Source organism: Achromobacter sp. D7-1, from assembly GCF_059760445.1.
In genome coordinates, this window is sequence record NZ_JCBAMT010000106.1 from 1 (window position 1) to 21452 (window position 21452).

At 66.7% G+C, this 21452-nt stretch carries 20 protein-coding genes; 6 read left to right on the forward strand and 14 right to left on the reverse strand.

What is annotated here, in order from left to right; all coding sequences use genetic code 11:
- Positions 1-186 precede the first annotated feature (186 nt).
- The 4 genes from AC6LKD_RS29295 to AC6LKD_RS29310 all read left to right on the forward strand — a co-directional run bounded on the left by AC6LKD_RS29295 (position 187) and on the right by AC6LKD_RS29310 (position 6813).
- A complete protein-coding gene (locus AC6LKD_RS29295) occupies positions 187-2565 on the forward strand; it encodes a TonB-dependent siderophore receptor (protein ID WP_492275539.1) in 2379 nt (792 codons plus the stop codon).
- 160 nt (positions 2566-2725) lie between these two features.
- Positions 2726-3232, forward strand: coding sequence for a sigma-70 family RNA polymerase sigma factor (locus AC6LKD_RS29300; RefSeq protein WP_013393182.1), 507 nt, complete (start codon positions 2726-2728; stop codon positions 3230-3232).
- Positions 3233-3269: 37 nt separating this feature from the next.
- Entirely contained in the window at positions 3270-4295 is a 1026-nt protein-coding gene (locus AC6LKD_RS29305; RefSeq protein ID WP_498118221.1) for a FecR domain-containing protein, read from the forward strand.
- Positions 4296-4410: 115 nt separating this feature from the next.
- Complete coding sequence (locus AC6LKD_RS29310; RefSeq protein WP_498118222.1) at positions 4411-6813, forward strand: TonB-dependent siderophore receptor; 2403 nt, start codon at positions 4411-4413, stop codon at positions 6811-6813.
- On the opposite strand, the gene AC6LKD_RS29315 is transcribed toward AC6LKD_RS29310, so the two are convergent.
- The 14 genes from AC6LKD_RS29315 to AC6LKD_RS29380 form a co-directional block, all read right to left on the reverse strand.
- The gene (locus AC6LKD_RS29315; protein ID WP_498118223.1) at positions 6803-7792 is read right to left on the reverse strand and encodes a zinc-dependent alcohol dehydrogenase family protein; all 990 of its coding nucleotides are present in this window, start codon (positions 7790-7792) and stop codon (positions 6803-6805) included. The two genes, AC6LKD_RS29310 and AC6LKD_RS29315, sit on opposite strands and share 11 nt — an antisense overlap.
- Positions 7793-7854: 62 nt before the next feature.
- Complete coding sequence (locus AC6LKD_RS29320) at positions 7855-8157, reverse strand: ArsR/SmtB family transcription factor (RefSeq protein WP_013393178.1); 303 nt, start codon at positions 8155-8157, stop codon at positions 7855-7857.
- A 51-nt stretch (positions 8158-8208) separates the two neighbouring features.
- Complete coding sequence (locus AC6LKD_RS29325; protein WP_498118224.1) at positions 8209-8844, reverse strand: hypothetical protein; 636 nt, start codon at positions 8842-8844, stop codon at positions 8209-8211.
- A gap of 91 nt (positions 8845-8935) precedes the next feature.
- On the reverse strand, positions 8936-9187 hold the full coding sequence (locus tag AC6LKD_RS29330; RefSeq protein WP_498118225.1) for a hypothetical protein: 252 nt from the start codon (positions 9185-9187) through the stop codon (positions 8936-8938).
- Between the two features lie 96 nt (positions 9188-9283).
- On the reverse strand, positions 9284-9727 hold the full coding sequence (gene aac(6'), locus AC6LKD_RS29335; RefSeq protein WP_013393175.1) for an aminoglycoside 6'-N-acetyltransferase: 444 nt from the start codon (positions 9725-9727) through the stop codon (positions 9284-9286).
- A gap of 90 nt (positions 9728-9817) precedes the next feature.
- A complete protein-coding gene (locus tag AC6LKD_RS29340) occupies positions 9818-10588 on the reverse strand; it encodes an SDR family NAD(P)-dependent oxidoreductase (protein WP_013393174.1) in 771 nt (256 codons plus the stop codon).
- A 1-nt stretch (position 10589) separates the two neighbouring features.
- Positions 10590-11288, reverse strand: coding sequence for an ABC transporter ATP-binding protein (locus tag AC6LKD_RS29345; protein ID WP_013393173.1), 699 nt, complete (start codon positions 11286-11288; stop codon positions 10590-10592).
- A gap of 9 nt (positions 11289-11297) precedes the next feature.
- Positions 11298-12071 (reverse strand): ABC transporter ATP-binding protein, encoded by a 774-nt coding sequence (locus tag AC6LKD_RS29350; protein ID WP_498118226.1) that lies wholly within the window; start codon positions 12069-12071, stop codon positions 11298-11300.
- Entirely contained in the window at positions 12068-13099 is a 1032-nt protein-coding gene (locus tag AC6LKD_RS29355; RefSeq protein WP_498118227.1) for a branched-chain amino acid ABC transporter permease, read from the reverse strand. The genes AC6LKD_RS29350 and AC6LKD_RS29355 overlap by 4 nt, the downstream gene beginning before the upstream one ends.
- A gap of 28 nt (positions 13100-13127) precedes the next feature.
- Complete coding sequence (locus AC6LKD_RS29360) at positions 13128-14048, reverse strand: branched-chain amino acid ABC transporter permease (protein ID WP_207466771.1); 921 nt, start codon at positions 14046-14048, stop codon at positions 13128-13130.
- A gap of 19 nt (positions 14049-14067) precedes the next feature.
- The gene (locus tag AC6LKD_RS29365) at positions 14068-15243 is read right to left on the reverse strand and encodes an ABC transporter substrate-binding protein (RefSeq protein WP_013393169.1); all 1176 of its coding nucleotides are present in this window, start codon (positions 15241-15243) and stop codon (positions 14068-14070) included.
- Between the two features lie 61 nt (positions 15244-15304).
- Entirely contained in the window at positions 15305-16759 is a 1455-nt protein-coding gene (locus tag AC6LKD_RS29370; RefSeq protein ID WP_492275529.1) for a 2-hydroxymuconic semialdehyde dehydrogenase, read from the reverse strand.
- Positions 16756-17466, reverse strand: coding sequence for a class II aldolase/adducin family protein (locus AC6LKD_RS29375; protein ID WP_498118230.1), 711 nt, complete (start codon positions 17464-17466; stop codon positions 16756-16758). Before AC6LKD_RS29375 ends, AC6LKD_RS29370 begins: the two co-directional genes overlap by 4 nt.
- An 11-nt stretch (positions 17467-17477) precedes the next feature.
- Positions 17478-18341: a VOC family protein gene (locus tag AC6LKD_RS29380; RefSeq protein ID WP_041653384.1), complete on the reverse strand. Its 864-nt coding sequence runs from the start codon at positions 18339-18341 to the stop codon at positions 17478-17480.
- A 138-nt stretch (positions 18342-18479) separates the two neighbouring features.
- Here AC6LKD_RS29380 and AC6LKD_RS29385 point away from each other — a divergent pair, with 138 nt between their 5' ends.
- Together AC6LKD_RS29385 and AC6LKD_RS29390 are read left to right on the forward strand one after the other, a co-directional pair.
- Positions 18480-19193 carry a GntR family transcriptional regulator gene (locus AC6LKD_RS29385; protein ID WP_498118228.1) on the forward strand — a complete coding sequence of 238 codons (714 nt, stop codon included), beginning with the start codon at positions 18480-18482 and terminating at the stop codon, positions 19191-19193.
- 351 nt (positions 19194-19544) lie between these two features.
- Positions 19545-21431, forward strand: coding sequence for an ABC transporter ATP-binding protein (locus AC6LKD_RS29390; protein WP_498118229.1), 1887 nt, complete (start codon positions 19545-19547; stop codon positions 21429-21431).
- Positions 21432-21452 lie beyond the last annotated feature (21 nt).

Sequence of the window (21452 nt, forward strand, 5' to 3'; positions counted from 1 at the left end):
GATTTTCGGATGTGGTTCGTTAGACATAGAGACAGACCCGAGGCGCCCGCGGTCTGGCCCTACCCATCGACGAACCAGGAAGCTCTCATGGCAGCACGCCATACATCCTCTACTCTTGCCGAGCCCCAGACGCCCGGGGCAGGTCCGGCGCGCTTGCGCCTTGTCGTCCATCTTGCATTGGCAGCAATGGTCCCGCTTGCCGCGCCCGCCGTGTCCTGGGCCCAGCCCGCCGCGGTGCAGGGGATCGCCTTCGCCATCGCGCCCACCACGCTGGACGAGGCGCTGGGCCAGTTCGGAGTCGCCGCCAACGTCACCGTGGCCGCGTCGCCAACGCTGACCCGCGGCGTGACGACGCAAGGGCTTAGCGGCCGCTACACCGCCGAGCAAGGCCTCACACGCCTGCTGGCCGGCACGGGCCTGCAAGCCGTGGCCAACGCCAATGGAGAGGGTTACCACCTGCGCCGCATTCCACAAGGCGATGCGACCACCCTCGCGCCGGTCACGGTAACGGGCATGGCCGACCCAGCCGTCACCGAAGGCACGGGCAGCTATACCAGCGGGATCGTGACCATAGGCAAGGGCGAGCAGACCCTGAAAGAGATTCCGCAGTCGGTCACGGTGGTGACGCGCCAGCGCATGGACGACCAGAACGCCAACACCCTAGACGACGTGCTGGCCAACAGCACCGGCATGACGCTCTACAAGAGCCCGATGGGCGGCAACTACGTGTTCTCGCGCGGCTTCCGCGTCGACAGCTACCAGTTCGACGGCGTCAACCGCGCCTTCTACTACCCCCAGGCCAACAGTTTCACCAGCAGCACCGTGATCCTGGACCGCGTGGAAATCATCCGCGGCGCCACCGGCCTGCTGCAAGGCGCCGGTTCGCCCAGCGCCGCGGTCAATCTGGTGCGCAAGCGCCCGCTGGCCGAAAACCAGGTGCAGCTCTTGGCCAGCGGCGGCTCCTGGAACAACTACCGGGCCGATATCGATGCGACCGGTCCCTTGAATGCATCGGGTTCCCTGCGCGGACGCGCCGTGGCCAGCTACAACGACCGGGACTACTTCTACGACAATGCCGACAGCCGCACCGGCGTGCTGTATGGCGTGCTGAGCTACGACCTGGGCCCCGCCACCACCTTGACCGGCGGCGTCAGCTATGAAGAACTGCGATCCACGCCGTTCTTCCATGGCCTGCCCCACTACACCAACGGCGACGACATCGGGCTGAAACGCTCGACCTCGCTCTCGCAAGACTGGAACCGCTGGAACGGCAAGCAGACCACCGTGTTCGCCGAACTCGCGCACCGCTTCAACCAGGACTGGTCGCTGAAACTCACCGGGACTTCCACCCAAGAGTCCAACGATTCCAAATACGCCTTCACCGAAGGCGCGGTCAACCCGGCCACCGGACTCGGGCCGACGATGTACGCCGGCATCTTCGATTTCTCCACGCACAACAAGGCGCTCAACCTGGACGTGGACGGCGCCTTCGAGGCGCTGGGCCGCAAACATTCGATCAGCGTGGGCGCCAGCATCAACGAACTGACCAGCAAGAACGATTTCGCGACCGCGCGCCTGAACCGCGCCGTGAACGTCTGGGACCCGGATCACCATGTGCCCGAACCCACGGATGAATGGCTGCGCGAAAACGCCTACCGCGGCGCGGCGACCATCATCAAGATGAAACAGACCGGCGTCTACGGCGTGGGCCGCTTCAAGCTGGCGGACCCCTTGACGCTGGTGGCAGGCGCCCGCGTCAGCTGGTACGAGAACACCGGCAACTACCGCGATGGCGGCCAGCAGTACACCGACCCCTACAAGGAAAATGGCGTCGTCACGCCCTACGGCGGCCTGATCTACGCCTTCAATCCCCAGTGGTCCGGCTACGTCAGCTTTGCGGAGATCTTCGAGCCGCAGAACGCCGTGGACGCGTCGGGCCAGATACTGGACCCCATCCTGGGGAAGAACTACGAAGCAGGCATCAAGGGCGAACTGCTCGACGGCCGCGTCAACGCCTCCGTCGCGCTCTTCCGCGTCGACCAGAAGAACCGCGCCCAGCAAGACCTGGTCAGCGCGTGCACCGTCGGCGACATCTGCTATCTGTCCAGCGGCAAGGTGCGCAGCCAGGGCGTGGACGCCGAAATCAGCGGCGAGGTCGCCCCGGGCTGGCAACTGTTTGCCGGCTACACCTTCAATACCCTGAAGTTCCTGGACGACACCGAGGTATCCAGCACCAACTTCGGCCGCACGGTAACGCCCAAGCACATCCTGCGCCTGTGGTCCGACTACCGCCTGCCAGGGCAATGGTCGGCGTGGACCCTGGGCGGCGGCGTGAACTACCAGACCGGCAGCTACACCGAGACGCGGTCGGTGCGGGTATCGCAAGCGCCCTACGCCGTCTGGAATGCGCGCATCGGCTACAAGATCAACAAGAACTGGTCGGCGGCGTTGAACGTGAACAACCTGTTCGACAAGTCCTACTACCAGACGATAGGCGCGCCGGGCTGGGGCAGCTTCTACGGCGAGCCCCGCAACGCGACGCTGACGGTGCGCGGAACGTTCTGAGGACGCGGCATCCCTACCTGGCCGGATCGAAGGGGAGCCACACCGGATCCTTGCGGTCCGGCCTCTTGTCGCCGCGTCGCGACTCACTTTAGAATGCGGATGATTCTCATTTTTCACGGGCGCCGGTTTCCTCCAGGCCCGCGACAAGCCGGAGGGCCGCATGTCCGCGACCGAGTTTGCAGTGCCGTCCCAGGGCATCGATGTCCTGTACGCGAATCACCACGGCTGGCTGAAGGGGTGGCTGCGGCGCCGGCTGGGCAACTCCTCGGACGCGGCCGATCTCGCGCATGATACGTTCATGCGCCTGCTGGTCCGCGGCGAGACTGTCGCGGTGCGCGAACCGCGCGCGCTGCTGACCACGGTGGCCCAAGGCGTGGTGTCCAACTTCATGCGGCGCCGCCGGATCGAAGAGGCTTATCTGGCCAGCCTGGCCGACCTGCCCGAACGCGAAGCGCCCGGCCCTGAAACACGCGCCATCCTGCTGGAAACACTGATCGAACTGGACCGGCGCCTGGATACGCTGACCGCTCCGGTGCGCCAGGCATTCTTGCTCTCCCAGCTAGAAGGCATGAAGCAAGCGGACATTGCCGCGACGCTGAAGGTCTCGCTCGCCACCGTGCAGCGCTATATCGCCAAGGCGGCGCACCTCTGCTTTTTCGGCGCCTGATGATCCCCCTCCTCCAGCCGCCGCGACCGACACCGCCATGCCCATCTCGCCCGCGGACCCGAGCCTGACGGCGTTCCCCCATCTGAACGGCGCGCCGCTGCCCGCAAGCGTCAGCCTGCGCGCCGTGGAGTGGCTGGTCGCCTTGCAAGCGGCCGATGCCAGCGACTCCACGCATGCAGCCTGCCAGCGCTGGCGGGCGGAACATCCCGACCATGAGCGCGCCTGGCGCCACATCGAGTCCTTCGGCCAGCAACTGCGCGGGCTGAACACGCCGCTGGTGCGCGGCACGCTGACACATGAAGACCGCAACGGCCGGACACGCCGCCGGGCCATCAAGACCCTGGCCCTGGCCTTGTTCGCCGGCGGCGGCGCCTGGCTGGCGCGCGACAGCCTGTGGCGCGGCTGGCAGGACTGGCAATCCGACCACCACACGGATGCCGGCCAGCGCCTGGGCGTCACGCTGGCCGACGCCAGCCGCATCGACCTGGACACCGCAAGCGCCATCGACGTGCGCTTCGACGGCGCGCAGCGCCTTGTCCGGCTGCTGCGCGGCCGGATCCTCGTCACCACCGCGCCCGACCCGGCCTCCCCGATCGGACGCCCTTTCCTGGTCGAAACGGCCCAAGGCCGCGTGCGCGCGCTGGGCACCCGCTACAGCGTGCGCCAGTTCCCAGACCGCAGCCACGTCGCGGTGTTCGAGGGCACAGTAGAAATCCGGCCCGACCTCCATACGGACGCGCCGCGGCTTATCCGCGCGGGCGAACAGGCCTCGTTCACCCGCGACGCGGTTGATCAGCCCCGGCCCGCCGAGCCGGGCGATGCCTCATGGTCGGTGGGCATGCTGGTCGCGCAGGACATGCCGCTCTCCGACTTCATCGAGGAACTTGCGCGCTACGTGCCTGGCCGCCTGGCCTGCGCCCCCGATGCCAGCCACCTGAAGGTTTCTGGCATCTATCCGTTGGACGACGCCGATCGGGTGCTGGACATGCTGCGCCGGACGCATCCGGTCGAAGTCGACCGGATGACGCGCTATTGGATCACCGTGCGCCTGCGCGGCGCCTAACGCGACGGCGCGCACACCATCCGCCTGTTTTTTTCGGACAAACGTGAGGGGTTTCCGGTTTTCAAGTGGCAAACCTAATAGAAGCCACATTTTTCCACCGAAAACCGGACCCCTCATGGACTACCGCCTGCCTCGGCGCGCCGCGCGCCTCATCACATGCAACACCCTGGCGCTGGCCGCAAGCCGCACCTTCTGGCTCACGGCGACGGGCATCGCCTTGAGCGCCGGCGTGAACGCCGTCCAGGCCCAGGCCGCTGCCAGGACCTACGCCATCCCCGCCGGCATGCTGGAGAGCGCGCTGACCCGCTATGCGCTCGAAAGCGGACTGATGCTGTCCTATTCCGCCAGCGACGTCGCGGGCAAGCGCAGTGCCGGCCTGCAAGGCGGCTTCGAGGCGTCCGAAGCCCTGGCCAGGCTGCTGGCCGGCACGGGGCTGGCGGCCCGGCTGCAGCCCAACGGCGGCTACGTGCTGCGGCCGCTGCCCGGCGGACAGCCGGGCCAGGAGTCCGCGCAGACCTTGCCCACAGTCACGGTCACGGGCCTCCATGAATCCGCCTCCGGCCCGGTGCAAGGCTTCGTCGCCCACCGCAGCGCAACCGCGACCAAGACCGACACGCCGCTGCACGAAACGCCCCAATCCGTCTCGGTGATTCCGCGCGACCAGGTGGTCGCGCAGGCGGCCGACTCGCTGGACCAGGCGCTGGGCTACACCGCCAGCGTCATGTCGCTGGAAGGCGGGGCGCTCAGGCACATCGGCACCCGCTTCACGGTCCGCGGCTTCAACATCACGGGCGCGGCCCCGCTGTATCTGAACGGCACCAAGTTCCCCATCAACTCGCTCAGCGGCGCCATCGAGCCCTACAACTTCGAGCGCATCGAACTGCTCAAGGGGCCGGCCTCTATCCTGTACGGCCAGGCCGCGCCGGGCGGGATCATCAACCTGGTCAGCAAACGCCCCACGGCGGAGCCCCTGCGCGAGCTCGAACTGCAGACAGGTAGCTGGAACAAGAAGCAGATCGCCATGGACCTGGGCGGGCCGGTGACGGAGGACGGGAATGTGCGCTACCGCCTCACCGGCCTGGCGCGCGACAGCGACACCATGATCGATTACATCAACAATGACCGCCAGTCGCTGGCCGGCGCGCTGGAGTGGCAGATCAGCGATGCCACCCTGATCACCCTGCTGGCCAGCTACAGCCGGACCGACAGTCCCTACGATTCAGGCAAACCCCTGGAGGGCACGCTGCTGCCCAATCCCAATGGCCGCATATCGCGCTCCCGCTTCGTCGGCGAACCCGGCTTCGACCGTTATGTTGTAAAGGGCACCACCCTGGGCTACCTGCTCGAACACAGGCTGAACGACGATTGGCAGGTCAGGCAGAACCTGCTGGCCTATGAACACAAGGCCGACAACCAGTACGCCGCGGTGAATGCGCGCGTGAGCCCGTCGAACCCTGCCTTGGGCACGCGCTATGCCGTCACCCGGTACGACACCGACAAGGGACTCGCCGTGGACAACCAGCTGCTGGGCAAGCTGCGCCATGGCGGGGTCGAACACACGCTGTTGTTCGGCATCGACTGGAGCAAAAGCGAATTCACGCGTTCCCAGGAATTCGGCAGCATTGCGCCGATAAATCTGTACAAGCCTGTCTATGGCGCCCGGCCCAATCTCGGCGCCCCCAACTATTCCGAAAACGCCGTGCGCCAGCTGGGCTTCTACGGGCAAGACCAGATCAAGTTCAACGAGCGCTGGATCGTGCTGCTGGGCGGCCGCTACGATTCCGTCCGCACCGACTCGACGCCGGGCTCGGGAGGCCAGAACTCCCATGCCTTCACGCCGCGCGCCGGCCTGATGTACCTGTTCGACAACGGCCTTGCCCCCTACTACAGCTACAGCAAGTCCTTCCAGCCCACCCCTGGTTTGGACTTCAGCGCCAATCCCTTCAAGCCCACCACCGGCGTACAGCACGAGATCGGCTTGAAGTACGAACCCAAGGGCGTGGACGCGTCGATCACCGTGGCGCTCTACGAAATCACCCAACGCAATGTCCTCACCAGCGATCCCGCCCACGTGGGCTACCTGGTCCAGACCGGCGAAGTGCGCTCGAAAGGCGCCGAGATCGAGGCCCGGGCCAGCCTGAACCGGCAACTGGACCTGGTGGCCGCCCTGGCGACGACGGATGCGCGCATCACCAAAAGCAATCTGGGCAATGAAGGCTCGCGGCCCGCATCGGTCCCGCGCAACATGGCTTCGCTCTGGATGGACTACCGGTTTTCGTCCGTGCCGGGCCTGAGCGCGGGCGTCGGCATGCGCTACGTGGGCCGCCAGGAGATCTATGACCTGCCTGTGCCCTCGTACACCACGTACGACGCCGCGCTGCGCTATCAATGGGACAAGTGGCAATTCGCCCTGAACGTGAAGAACCTGGCCAACAAGACCTATGTTGCCGCGTGCCCGGGCACCTGCTTCTATGGCGACGAGCGCAACATCACGCTGACGGCGCGCATCAACTGGTAAGCAGCGATTCGTGAGCCGATGGCGCGACGGCAATCGCGATCTTTCCCTGGAGGCCGTTGCTGGGACTCTCCAGCCGCGCATGAGCCAGCGCTATATCGGCAAGCGCATAGACCGCACCCACGTGCGGCCGCAACTGGCCGCGCGCGATCAATGCGCTCAACTCATCGAGCTTGCCGCGGTTTTGCCGCGTGAACACGAAGTGGTAACTCGCGTTCTTGCCCCAGGCCTGGATCAGGTTTTGCGGCTGGGCGATATCCACGATCGAGACGACCCGCCCCAGCTGCGCAAGCGCATCGGGGCTGCGCGCCAGGGTGTTGCCGCCGATGGTGTCAAACACGACGTCGACGCCGCGCCCGCCCGTCTCCCGCATGACGGCTTCGACGTAGTCTTCCTTTTCATAGTCGATGGTCACATCGGCGCCCATGCTGCGCGCGAATTCGGCGTTGGCTGCGCGCACGGTCGTGTACACCCGTGCTCCGATGGCCTTGGCCAACTGGATCGCCACATGGCCGACGCCGCCCGCGCCGCCGTGCACCAGGACGCTTTCCCCGACTCTCAGTCCCGCGCGCACCACCAGCGCTTCCCACGCCGTTCCACCCACCAAGGTCAGGCTGGCCGCCTCGAGATGGCTCAGCGAGGGCGGCTTCCTCCCGATGATGCTCTCCGCCGCGACGTGATACTCCGCGTAGCTGCCCGGCCCGTCGAATATCTGCGGGGTGTACCAGACCTCGTCGCCAGGAGCGAAGGCCGTCACGCCCGGCCCCACGGCTTCCACCACGCCGGAGACATCATGTCCGGTAATGGCCGGCAGCGGCACCAGGTCGGGATAGTCGCCGCGCCGGACTTGATAGTCCAGGGGATTGATCGAGGTTGCATGTACCCGGACCAGGACTTGTCCCGCCTGCGGCACAGGCACGGGCAGGTCGCGGAGTTCGAACGATTCCGGGCCGCCAAATGATTTGAGTGTCATCGCCTTCATAGCTTTCTCTCGCTTCGAAAAATAGGGATATCGGGAAATACCGATATTTACCAGTAAAAAAATTACAGCTCTTTCCCGATGATCTTGGCAAGAGCACTGATGGTCGCTTCGTTCCGCTTGTAGTAGGTCCACTGACCGATGCGCCTGACTTCGACCAAGCCGGCCCGTTGCAGCGTTGCAAGGTAATCAGACACCGTGGACTGCGATAGCCCGACGCCTTCCTGGATGCTGCTGACGCAGACGCCCACCGTATGAACGTCGCCTTCGTCCTGCGGCGGAAAGTTCTTTGCGGGGTCCTTCAAGCCTTGCAAGATTTCAAGGCGGGTGCGGTTGGACAGGGCTTTGAATATGTCGAGCAATTCCATGACCGCATTGTATCGGCATTTCCCGATATGTCAATGAATCACGCTCCCGCCCTACTTGTCGACCGACCGCATATCGCAAGTCGTCTCCGAAGACGAGCAGACGCCGCGAAACCACGCCCGCCCTCGCGTGCGATCCTTGGGCGCCAGTGGCTCGAACGTCTCGGTGTTGCGCATCTCGTAGTCCAGCAACAGCCATTCGCCCTCGCAGGCGACGATGCCGCGCAGCGAGGCTCTCTCGGTCAGCCAGTCGCCTCCCAGATCCAGCAGCCGTTCGCTGCTGGCGTCCGGGCGGGCGTAGCCCCGCGCCGACTGGATGCCGACCTGCGCATCGCTGGCCTCGATCCAGCCCTCGCCCCGATACACGGGCCGCGGCTTGCTCTGTTCATCGCCGGTCTTGTCGTCGCTGGCGTTCCTGATCTTGAGCCAGCCGTCGCGTGCCTCGATCACGTCGAAGGTGACGCTGTAGTAGTCGATATTGGGATCGGCGCCTTCGCCGCGAGTGGTCGGCAGGCTGCCCGCCACCGCTGCCTGGGCGGAGGCCGCCGCGCGCACCTGGATGGCTGGTTTCTCGTCGGTCGTCCATCCCGAGAAGCTGCACGTCGTCGGGCCCGCCGGGGTCCAGGCGGCGAGCTTGGACGCAGCCTCGGCATGGAGCGCGGGCGATAAGGTCAGCGCGGTTAGCAGCAAGAGAATCCGTCGAACAGTCATGGAGTTGATCGCTTCGTCGATTGCGGGCCGGCAAAGCGTAGCATGGCGAGCCGCGTCGATCGGCCCCCCATCAATTGCTGTTGATCCATTCCTGCGTATCCCGGACGAACCAGGGCAGATTCAGGCGCTCGCCTTCGCCGGACTGTATGGTCAAGCGCTGATCCGAGGGGCCTGGGGTCGTGTTCTTGCCCTGCCCCGTGGAAGGAGACCGGCTGCGATAGTCCAGCTCGGTTTGCTGAGGAGGCTTGTCCGCGCAGGCGGCGATCAACACACACGCGAGCGCAGCGAGGACAGGCCGCAGTGCCAGACGAAAGGTCTTCATGATGTTCTGGTTCCTGCTGAAGGCACAGGCCAAAGTGCCGGAAAATCAGGGCCTACAGCCCATACCTTACTCGCAATGCAAGACCTGCGTGGCCTGTCACAGCGGCATATTGAAATAGACGACCCGCTGAGTCTCTTTAAACCCCAGGCGCGAGTGGGCGGCCTGGCTTACCAGATTGTCCAGCGCGGTATCCGAGGCCAGCTCCTTGCATCCCCTATCCAGCGCCCACTCCCGAACGGCGGCGACCAGGGCCCTGGCCGCACCCCGCTGCCTGGCTTCGGGAATGACGTACAGCCCTTCCAGGAACGCCACGGGGCTGGAGTCCGTACCATTGACGTAGTCCGTCCTGATGGAAGCTTCGGCAAGACCCAAGGCCTGCCCGCCATCGGAACTCACCAGAAACTGGGCGTACCTGTCCGGCGAAGACACCTGGTCGTCCATGTCTTGCTGGTGCTCGGCGGCCGACGCATCGGGCCAGAGCGCCATGCGCAATTGGAGCCAGGCGGCATTCCGGGAAGAAGTGATTGCGGTGGTTTTCATGGGCAGGATAGGTTCTCCAGGTGACGCGAAAAATTTATCACCTTGCCCTGCCCGCTGTCGAAGCGCATCCGCGCTGCGGCATGCGCCGCCCTACTCCTGCACCGGCACCGTATAGTTCAGCGCCAGCCGGCCGCCGTCCGCATACACCGTCTGCCCGGTCACGTAGCTGGCGTCGTCGCTGGCCAGGAACAACGCCACCTTGGCGACTTCATCCGTCGATCCCAGCCGCTGCATGGGAATGCGCGACAGCACGGTCCTGCGGGCTTCGGGATTGCTGGTGATCGTGGCCAGGATCTCGGTATCGATGCTGCCGGGGCCGATGGCGTTGACGCGTATGCCATGCGGCGCCAGGGACAGCGCCATCGATTTGGTCATCTGCCGCACCGCGCCCTTGCTGGCGCCGTAGGCCAGCTGGTCCGGCATGGCCAGCTCCGCCGTCATCGAGGACAGGGTCACGATGGCGCCGTTGCCGCGTCCGCCCGCCACCATGGCGCGCGCGGCGGCCTGCGCCACCAGGAAGGTGCCGCGCACGTTGACGTTCATGACCGCGTCCAGGTCTTCCAGCTTCAGGTCCAGGAAATCCGCAGCGCGGATCACGCCGGCGTTGCAGACGCAGATATCCAGGCCGCCCCAGCGCCGCACGCACTCGTCGGCCAGCCGCTGGGCGTCGGCTGGATCGGTCACGTCCGCCAGCGCCGCGGCGGCGCGTGCTCCCAGCGAGCGGGCCGCCGCCATCAGTTCGGCCTCCTTGCGGTCGGCCAGCAGCACGTATGCGCCCTCGGCCACGAAGCGACGCGCGATCGCCAGTCCGATGCCCCCGGCCGCGCCGGTGACCAGCGCCACTTTGTCCTGCAATCTCATGTCAGACTCCCACGTAGGCGGCCACCAGGTCGGGCCGCTCGGACAATTCCGCCGAGCTGCCGCGCCACACCGTCACCCCCTTGTCGAGGATGACGTTGCGGTCCGACAGGCGCAGCAAGGCCGTGGTGTTCTTGTCCACCACGATCATCGACAAACCTTCGGCCTTCAATTGGGCCAGCACGCGCCAGATTTCGGCGCGCACCACCGGCGCCAGCCCTTCGGTCGCTTCGTCCAGCACCAGCAGGCTGGGATTGGTCATCAGCGCGCGGCCCAGCGCCAGCATCTGCTGCTCGCCGCCGGACAGCTGGGTGCCCAGGTTGGCGCGCCGTTCGCGCAGGCGCGGAAACAGTTCATACACGCGTTCCAGCGTCCAGCTGCGGGCGCCGCCGCGGACGATGGCCGTGGCAACCAGGTTCTCTTCCACCGTCAGGGTCGGGAAAATCTGGCGCCCCTCGGGCACCAGCGACAGCCCCATCCGGCCGATGCGGTAAGGCGCCAGCCCGCGCAGGGAACGTTCGCCATAGCGGATGCTGCCCTGGCTGGCCGGCAGCAGGCCGAACAGGCACTTGATGACGGTGCTGCGGCCCATGCCGTTGCGCCCGATCAGGCCGAGAACCTCGCCCTGGCCCACGTCCAGGTCTACGCCGAACAGCGCCTGGCAATGCCCATAGGCCGCCGTCAATCCGTTGATGCTCAACATGGCGGCTCCTTATGCGTCGGCGTCATCGCCCAGATAGGCGCGGCGCACGTCGGGATGGTTGCGTATCTGGTCCGCGCTGCCAGTGGCAATGATCTTGCCGTAGACCAACACGCTGATGCGGTCGGCCAGCGCGAACACGGCGTTCATGTCGTGTTCGACCAGCACGATGGTGTAGCGGCCCTTCAGGCTTTGCAGCAAGGCGATCACGCCCGCGCTTTCGGCCGCGCTCATGCCGGCCATGGGTTCGTCCAGCAGCAGCACCGACGGCTCGCCCGCCAGCGCCATGGCGATCTCCAGCTGGCGCCGCTGGCCGTAGGCCAGGCTGTCCACCTGCGCCTCGGCCACGTCCTCCAGCTTGCAGGCCCGCAGGGCTTGCCTGGCGGCGTCCACCACGTCGGCGCAATCGCGCAAGGCGGTCCAGGCCGACAGGCGCCGGCGGCGTTTGCGCAAGGCGGCCAGGCAGGCGTTGTCCAGCACCGTGTAGCTGTCGAATACCGAAGTCACCTGATAGGAGCGCAGCATGCCCTGGGCCACACGTTCCTGCACCGTGGCGCGGGACACGTCGGCGGCGCCCAGGCGCACCGCGCCGCCATCGGGGCGCAATTCGCCGGACAGCAGGTTGATCAGGGTGGTCTTGCCCGCGCCGTTGGGGCCGATCAGCGCGTGCAGTTCGCCCGGGGCCACGTCCAGCGACACGCCGTCGGTCGCCTTCAGGCCGCCGAAGCGGCGCACCAGATCCTGCGTGGACAGCCCCACGGGCGCGGCAGCGGTTTGCAGGTTCATGCCGAGGCCTCCTTGGCGATCGCGTCCGGCGGACAGCGGTCCTTCTGCTCGCCCGCCGCTGGCGGCTGGGCCGTCGGCGCGGCGGGCGGCGGACGCCGCAGCCAGGCCAGGGAATTGGCATAGCCGCCCTTGGCCACCATGGCGATGATCACCACCGCGGGTCCCATCAGCAGCATCCAGTGCTGCGTCATGCTCTTGAAGGCCTCTTCCATCAGCAGGTAGGCGACGGCGCCGACGATCGGACCCAGCACATTGCCCAGGCCGCCTATCACCACCATGACGATGAGCTCGCCCGACACCGGCCAGGACATGTAGCTGGGCGAGGCGAAGGCGGTCAGGTTGGCCAGCAGCAGCCCGGCCACGCCGGTCAGCACGCCGGAGGCCACGTAGGCCGTCAGCCGCACGCCGAACACCGAATAGCCCAGCGCGTCCACGCGCCGCGGGTTGGCGTGGGTGGCGCGCAGAATCATGCCGAAGGGCGAACGGCGCAGGCGCACCATCGCCAGGCTGGAGACCAGCAGCACGGCCCAGGCCGCCCAGTAGACAGGCTGGCTGCCATCCAGGTCGAACAGGCCGAAGGAACTGGCTTCATAGATGTTCAGGCCGTCGTCGCCGCCGTACTCGCGCAGGCTGACCGCCAGAAAATAGAACATCTGGGCGAAGGCCAGCGTGATCATGATGAAACCTATGCCCGAGGTGCGCAGGCAGACCGTGCCGACGATCAGCGCCACCAGCGCGCACACGGCGATGCACACGGCCAGCTGCAGCCAGCCGTTGCCGAAGCCGTAGTAGCTGAGTATGCCCACGGCATAGCAGCCCAGGCCCAGGAACATGGCGTGGCCAAAGCTCACCAGCCCGGCAAAGCCCAGTACCAGGTTCAGCGCCAGCGCGGCCAGCGCGTAGATCAGGATGCGCGCGCCCAGCGTCACGTAGAACGGTTCGCCCAGCCATTGCGCCACGAAGGGCACGGCGGCCAGGACCAGGAACAGCAAGGGCAACGCCCAGCGCCGGTGTTTGTGTTCTTGCATGATGATCGAATCCCAGGACAGGCGCGCGTCAACGCCGCGCCGAGAAGACCAGGCCTTGCGGCCGGAACGCCAGCACCACGGCCATCAGCACGTAGATGAGCATGGAGGCCAGCGCAGGCCCGACCGCGTTGGCGACGGACGCGTCGAACACGGCGCGCAGCATGTCGGGCAGGAAGGCGCGGCCCAGCGTGTCTATCATGGCGATCAGCAGCGCCGCGACCAGCGTGCCGCGCACCGAGCCGATGCCGCCCACCACGATCACCACCAGCGCCAGGATCAGCACGGGCTCGCCCATGCCGGACTGCACCGAGAGGATCGGCCCCGCCAGCGCGCCGGCCACGCCGGCCAGCACCGCCCCCAACAGGAACAGCAGGGTCTTCTGCAGGTCCACGTTGGCGCCCAGCACGCTGGCCATGGGCGCGTTGCTGGCGCCGGCGCGGATCAGCATGCCGAAGCGGGTGCGCTGGATCAGGAACCAGGCGCCCAGCGCCACCAGCGCGCCCACGCCGATGATCATCAGCCGGTACACCGGATAGTCATTGCCGAACAAGCTGACTGCGCCCTCCAGCCCCTGCGGCACGGCGGCGTAATACGGCCGGCTGCCCCAGATGACGGAGGCCAGTTCGTTGAAGAACATCATCAGCCCGAAGGTGGCCAGTACCTGATAGAGGTGGTCGTGCTTGTACAGGGGCCGGGCGATCAGGCGTTCCAGCGCCACGCCCACCAGGCCGCTGCCCGCCACCGCCGCCAGGATGGCGAAGGCGAACGAGCCGCTGGCGTTGTAGGCGGTGGCGCCCAGGAAGGCGCCGATCATGTACAGCGACCCGTGCGCCAGATTGATGAAGTTCATGATGCCGAAGATCAGGGTCAGCCCCGAGGACAACAGGAACAGCAAGGCGCCGAGCTGCAGGCCATTGAGCATCTGCGACAACAGCAAGGATCCGTTCATGGGGCGTCTCCCGGGACGGTTACTTCAGCGGGCAGTCCGCCACGTAGGCGTCCTGGTGGTCGGTGAACACCTTGGCCAGCTGCTTCAGGCCCACGCCGTCGCCTTCCTTCACGACCTGGTAGGCATACAGGTCCTGCACCGGCATGTTGTTGCTGTTGAAGCGGAACTTGCCGCGCACCGTGGGAAAGTTGGCGCCGGCCGCCTTGACCGCCGCGGCCAGAGCCTTGCTGTCGCCGACCTTGCCGCCCTGCTGCTTGATGGCGGTATCCAGCAGAAAGGCCGCGTCGTAGCCGCCCACCGCGTACTCGGACGGCAGGCGCCCGTACTTGGCCTTGAAGGCTTCGACGAATTTGCGGTTCGGCGGGTTGTCCAGCGTGGTGGCCCAGGGCGTGCCGTAGATCGCGCCCACCGCCTGCTCCTTCAGCGCCGTCAGCGTGTTGGAGTCGATCAGGCTTTCCGAGAAGAACGGCAGCTTTTCCATCAAGCCGGCCTGGCGCAATTGGCGCACGAAGTTCACGCCCACCCCGCCGGTGTAGAACACGAACAGCGCGTCGGGCGAGGCCGACTGCATGCGCGAGATCTCGGCCGAGTAATCAAGCTGCCCCAACTGCGTATAGATTTCGTCGGACGGCGCTGCGCCATAGAAGCGCTTGAAGCCCGCCAGCTTGTCCTTGCCGGCCTGGTAGTTGGACGACATCAGGTAGGCGCGCTTGTAGCCCTGATCCTTGACGTACTTGCCCATGGCTTCCGACATGCTGTCGTTCTGCCAGCCCAGCACGAACAGATTGGGCAGGCACATGCGGCCGGCAATCGGCGCGGGCCCGGCGTTGGTGGACAGCGCCACCACGCCGGATTCCTTGATGCGCCGCAGTTCCGCCATCAGCACATTGGAGAAGCCCAGGCCGACGATCACGTCGACCTTGTCCTTCTCGATGAACTTCTGCACGATCTGCGCGCCCACGTCGGGCTTGAGCTGATCGTCGTCGCGGATCACCACGGCCTTCTGGCCGCCCAGGCTGCCGCCCAGTTGCTCGATGCCCAGCATCAGGCCGTCGTACTGGTCCTGGCCCAATGCCGCCTGGGGTCCGGACAGCACCCCGGTAAAGCCGATGCGGATGTCCGCCATTGCGGCGTTGGCCGCGGTCAGGGCCGCGACCGCGGCCAGCGCGGACAGCCCGCGTGCGTATGCTTGCATGCTTAGTCTCCTTGGGGGATGGGCGGCGGCGCCGTTCTGTGCGGCGCCTGCCGTAATGGCTTCAGAGCTTTACGCAGACATTGCGCAGCTCCGTGTAGAACTCGAGCGAATGCACGCCGCCTTCGCGGCCGATGCCGGACTGCTTGGATCCGCCGAAAGCCGTGCGCAGATCGCGTAGGAACCAGGAATTGATCCAGCAGATGCCCACTTCCAGGGCCTGTCCCATGCGATGGGCCGTGCCCACGTTGCTGGTCCAGACCGAGGCCGCCAGGCCGTAGGGGGTGGCGTTGGCCAGGGCCACGGCTTCTTCTTCCGTATCGAAGGGCGCGATATGGCAGCAGGGACCGAAGATCTCCTGCTGGATCACGGCCGAGCTTTCCGGCAGGCCGGTCCATACCGTGGGCTGGATCCACGCGCCGCCCGCCAGGTCGTCCGGCATGTCCGGCACGCCGCCGCCCGCCACCACCGTGGCGCCCTCTTCGCGGGCGCGGGCGTAGTAGCCCAGCACCTTGTCGCGGTGGCGCTGCGAGATCAGCGGCCCCAGGTTGACGCCGGGATCCTTCGGACGGCCCAGCTTGAAGCCGCGAGCGCGCTCGCCCAGCGCCGCCACGAAGCGGTCGAAGATCGGCCGCTGCACGTAGACGCGCTCGGTGCCCAGGCAGACCTGCCCGGTGTTGTCGAAGGCGGCGCGGGCGATGCCGGCCACCGCCTTGTCGAAGTCTGCGTCGGCGAACACGATGCCGGCGTTCTTGCCGCCCAGTTCGAAGGACACCGGCCGCACGCCCACCGCCGCCGCCTGCATAATGGCTTCGCCGGTGCGGGTCTCGCCGGTGAAGGTGATGCCGTCGACCAGCGGATGGCGCGTGAGTTTTTCGCCGGCCGAACCGGGGCCGCGGCCATGCACCACGTTGTAGACGCCGGGCGGCACGCCGACCTCGTTCATGACCTCGCCCAGCAGCGTGGCCGTGGCCGGGGTGTCTTCGGAAGGTTTGACCACCACCGTATTGCCGCAGGCCAGCGCCGGCCCCACCTTCCAGGTCATCAGCAGCAGCGGCAGGTTCCAGGGGCAGATCACGCCGATCACGCCGCGCGGCACGCGCACGCCGTAGTTCAGGGCATGGCCGCCGTCAGGCGTTTCCAGGTCGAAGGTCTCGTTGGGGATATTGCGCACCAGGTCGGCGAAGATCTTGAAGTTCGCCGCGCCGCGCGGAATGTCCAGATGGCTGGCCAGGTCATAAGGCTTGCCGGTGTCCGCGATCTCGGCGTCGACGAAGTCGTCGAAGCGCCGGATGATGCCGTCGGCCACCGCGTGCAGCAGTTCCACGCGCTGCTGCGTCTTGAGCTTGGCCCAGGGGCCGCGCAACGCCGCCTTGGCGGCCCGCACCGCGGCGTCGACCTCGGCGTCGCCGGCCTCGTGGATGCGCCCGATCAGGCGGTTGTCGACGGGATCGCGGTTGTCGAACGTCTTGCCCGTGGCGACCCATTCGCCGTTGATGAAATTGCGGAAATCGGTCATTGCGTCCTCGGTTGTGACAGGTCTGCCAGCGCCGCTTCAGGGTCGCCGGCGGTCAGGTATTCCCACATGCGCTCGTAGATGCGGCCCGTGCCCACGGCGCGGGTCGCCGCCTCGTCGGGCGAGAGCGTGGGCGCGCCTTCGGCCAGGCCGGCCGAACGCAGTTGCCATTCGATGCGCGCGGCGTCCTCCAGGTACCAGGTCAGCACCACGGCATGCATCAGGGACTCGGCGGCCACGACCGCGCCGTTGCCGCGCATGGCCACCGCGCGCGCAGCGCCCAGGGCCTGCGCCACGCCGCGCGCCTGGGCGTCGCTGCGCACCAGCTGCGGATCGTCCCAAAGCGGCACCACCGGAGAAAAATACGAGCCCATGCCATGGCGCGGCTGCGGCGTCACGCGGGCCGAGGACAGCGTCATGACCGTAGGCGGCATGGACCGCACCACCCCGCCCACTTCGGGACGCATGCGGTAGATGTGCTGGTGGATTCGGACTTCGCCCAACACGCCTTCCGGCAGCTCGCCGTGCACCGGCACCACCGTGCCCGCTTCGCCCGGCTCGATCAGGCCCATGGGCCGCGCCGCGCACACCAGGAAGTGGTCGGCGTCGAGCCGGCTGCTGCAATGGCCGTAGGCGTGGACCAGTCCGGCGCGGGCCAGGCCGCGCGCCGCCACCCGCACCAGGGCTTCCTGGCCGGCGTCAACCTTCATCGGCGCGGCGCTCACGTCTTGAACTCCGGGATGTCAGGCTTGGCGCCCCACATGCAGAACGAGGATGGCACCGCGGGGAAGCTGCGCGGGCGATAGTTTTTTTCGTCTTCGGCGGTGATCAGGCGCACGCCGGTGGAGTATTCGTAGATCATTCCGTCGGGTCCGTCGAAGTACAGGAACATCGCCCCCGAGGTCGGATGCCGCCCCGGGCCGAAGCGGATCGGCACGTTCCATTCCTTCAGCTGATACCAGGCGCGCATGATGTCGTCGATGCTCTCGACCTGGTGGTTGATGTGCTGCACGCCCGGATAGCTGGACGGGAACAGCGCGATCTTGTGGTGCACTTCGTCGATGCGCAGCAGCGGCGCTTCGCCGATGCGGTCGCTGACCCGGGCCGACAGCAGGCCGGTCCAGAAAGCCTCGTCGCGACGCGCGTCCAGCGTGCGCAGGCCGATGTGCGAAAAGCCCGTCACGCCGGCATCGCGGCTGGGGAAATAGCGGCGGCCGCTGTGATGCGGCGCGTGCACCAGTTCGATGCGGTTGCCGGACGGGTCGATGAAGCTGAGGAAATCGCGCACGTAACGCTGCTCGGCGTCCTCGCGCTTGCCTGCGGCAACCTGATAGCCGCTGCGCTCGAGCACCGCGCCGGCATGTTCCAGTTCCTCGGGCGTGTCCACCTCGAACGCCGTGGTGTGGTCGCGCGGATCGCCTTCGAAGTAGCACAGGGTGTGGTCGCGCGAGTCGGACTTGAAATAGACCGCGCCGTGCTCCTTGCGCGCCACTTCCAGCCCCAGCACCGCGGTCGCGTAGCGGACCGCGGATTCCAGGTCGCGGGTACCCAGCCGGACGTACCGGATGTCGTGTAGCCGTATCACTGCTTGTCTCCAGGTTGCGCCTGCCGCCAGCTGCATGCCGGTCGTAATCGCGACGCTTTTTTCTACGATAAGCAGCATAAATCTCGGCGTCAATAATTTTTATCGAGATTTTTTGAACGCGGTGATAAAGTAGCTTCCATGTCAGACGGCGCCACCCTCCCCCCGCTCGCCCATTCCGCCTCGGCCAACACCCTGGTCGGCGCGGCCTACGTCAACCTGCGCCGCGACATCATCCAGGGCGTGCACCCGCCAGGCTCGCGCCTGCGGGTCGAACACCTGAAGGACGATTACGGCGTGGGCGCGGGCACGCTGCGCGAAGCGCTGGCGCTGCTGGTGTCGGATGCTTTGGTCATCGCGCAGGGACAGCGCGGCTTCCACGTCACGCCGATTTCGCTGGAAGACTTCCGCGACATCACCGAAAACCGCGTGCTGCTGGAAACCCAGGCCTTGCGCCAGTCCATTGCCCTGGGCGACGACGACTGGGAAAGCGCCGTGCTCGCCGCCTTCCACCGCTTGAGCAAGGCCGAACAGCGCCTGGCCGCTGACCCCGACACCCGCTTTGAAGAGTGGGAACAGCGCAACCGCGAGTTCCACCGCGAACTGATCCGCGCCTGTCCCTCGCGCTGGCTGCATCACTTCCTGGGCATCCTGTACCAGCAGGCCGAGCGCTACCGCCGCCTGACCGTCACGCGCAAACCCATCGAACGCGATCTGGACGACGAACACAAGAGCATTCTGGACGCCACGCTGGCGCGCGATGGGGACCGCGCCTGTGAGCTGCTGGCCTCCCACATCCGGCTGACCTACGACGCCGTGGCCCGCCTGCCGCCGAACCTGTTCACGCCGGATTGAAAGCCACGTCAGTTGAAAAAAACCCACACTGGCGCGCGCTTACCCGTTGATTCGCCTACACCACTTCTATAGAATCTTCAATTCGGGCCTCTGCCCATTCCTTTTTCCCCACATCTCACACCACTGGGAGGCGCAAGATGATGAATCCGCATACCGCCATCCCGCGCGTGTCTCCGCGACGCCATTAAGTCGTCGCCCGCGCGGACCCATCGCTGGATGCCTATCTAGCGACTGGTCCTCCGTGCCCGCCCCAAAAACCTAAACGCAATCGCCCGCGCCTACCTGCGCAGGCCGTTCCTTCCTCTTTCCACACAAGGACACCCGGCGTCCTGGTGCCGCCGGGCCATTGCAATGGCCAGAAAAAAAATCGATCTACGAGGACAGACCTTCAAGGAAGTCCTGGGCTTTACCTTCCGCCATTGGCGCGCGCAACCCTGGCGCACCTCCGGCATCATCGTGCTCGCCCTGCTGTCGGCGGTGACCGACGTGCTGACGCCGCTGTACGCCGGCAAACTGGTTGACGCAGTGGCCTCGGGCGCCGCTGGCGACGAAATCGTCTGGAGCGCGGCCCTCACCGCGTTCTGGCTGCTGCTCGCGCTGGGCATCGGCGGCACGCTGCTGCGCCAGGCCGTGTTCCAGAACATCATCACCTTCACGCTGAAGATGATGAACGGCATCGTGTCCAGCGCGTTCTACCGCGTTCAGCGTTTCTCCACGGACTGGCACGCCAACAGCTTTGCCGGCTCCACGGTGCGCAAGATCACGCGCGGCATGTGGGCGGTGGACATCCTGAACGACACGCTGCTGATCGCGCTGCTGCCGTCGGTCGTGATGCTGGTGGGCGCGACTGCCCTGCTGGGCGTGCACTGGCCCATCATGGGCCTGGTGGTGGGCCTGGGCTCGGTGCTGTACATCGCCGTGACCGCGGCGCTGTCGCTGGGCTATGTGGCGCCGGCGGCGCGGCTGGGCAACGCCTGGGACACCCGCATGGGCGGCGCGCTGGCCGACGCCGTCAGCTGCAATGCGGTCGTCAAGGCCTTCGGCGCCGAAGAACGCGAAGAAGTCAGGCTGGACCGCGTCGTCGACAAATGGCGCCGCCGCACCCGCCGCACCTGGATCCGCGGCACCATCAACGGCGGCATCCAGGGCGCCATGCTGGTCGCCATGCAGGCGGGCATCCTGGGCGCCTCGCTGCTGCTGTGGTCGCGCGGCCAGGCCAGCGTGGGCGACATTACGTTCGCCCTGACGATGTTCTTCATGCTGCAGGGCTACCTGCGCGACGTGGGCATGCACATCCGCAACCTGCAACGCTCGGTCAACGACATGGAAGAACTGGTCGCGCTGGAAAAGCAGCCGCTGGGCGTGGACGACCGACCCGGCGCCGGCGAGCTGCGCGTCACGGCCGGCGAGATCCGTTTCGAGGACGTGACGTTCCGTTATGGCGCGCACGACAAGGCGCTGTACGACCGGTTCTCGGTGCGCATCGCGCCGGGCGAGCGGGTCGGCCTGGTCGGCCATTCGGGCTCGGGCAAGACCACGTTCATCAAGCTGATCCAGCGCCTGTACGACGTCAACGACGGCCGCATCACAATCGACGGGCAGGACATCGCCCAGGCGCGGCAGGCGTCCTTGCGCAGCCAGATCGCCATCGTGCAGCAGGAACCCGTACTGTTCCACCGCACCCTGGCGGAAAACATCGCCTATGCCCGTCCCGGCGCCACGCAGGCCGAGATCGAGCAGGCGGCGCGGCTGGCCAGCGCCCATGACTTCATCATGGCGCTGCCCAAGGGCTACGACACGCTGGTCGGCGAACGCGGCGTCAAGCTGTCGGGCGGCGAACGCCAGCGCGTGGCCCTGGCCCGCGCCTTCCTGGCCGATGCGCCCATCCTGATCCTGGACGAGGCCACGTCCAGCCTGGACAGCGAAAGCGAGGTGCTGATCCAGCAGGCCATGGACCGCCTGATGGTGGGCCGCACCACGCTGGTGGTGGCGCACCGCCTGTCCACGGTGCGGGCGCTGGACCGCTTGCTGGTGATGGACCGCGGCCACGTCATCGAGGAAGGCAGCCACGACGCGCTGATCCGCCTGAAGGGCGGCCTGTACCGGCGCCTGTTCGAACGCCAGGCGCTGGAACTGACCAAGGGCCTGACGCAGTCGGAGTTGCTGGAGGACGGCGCCGTCCCGCCGCGGCCGAAGGACGAGGAGACCGACGAGTCCTCGTATGCCTACGCCAAGTAAGGACGGCGGCCGGTCCCGCGG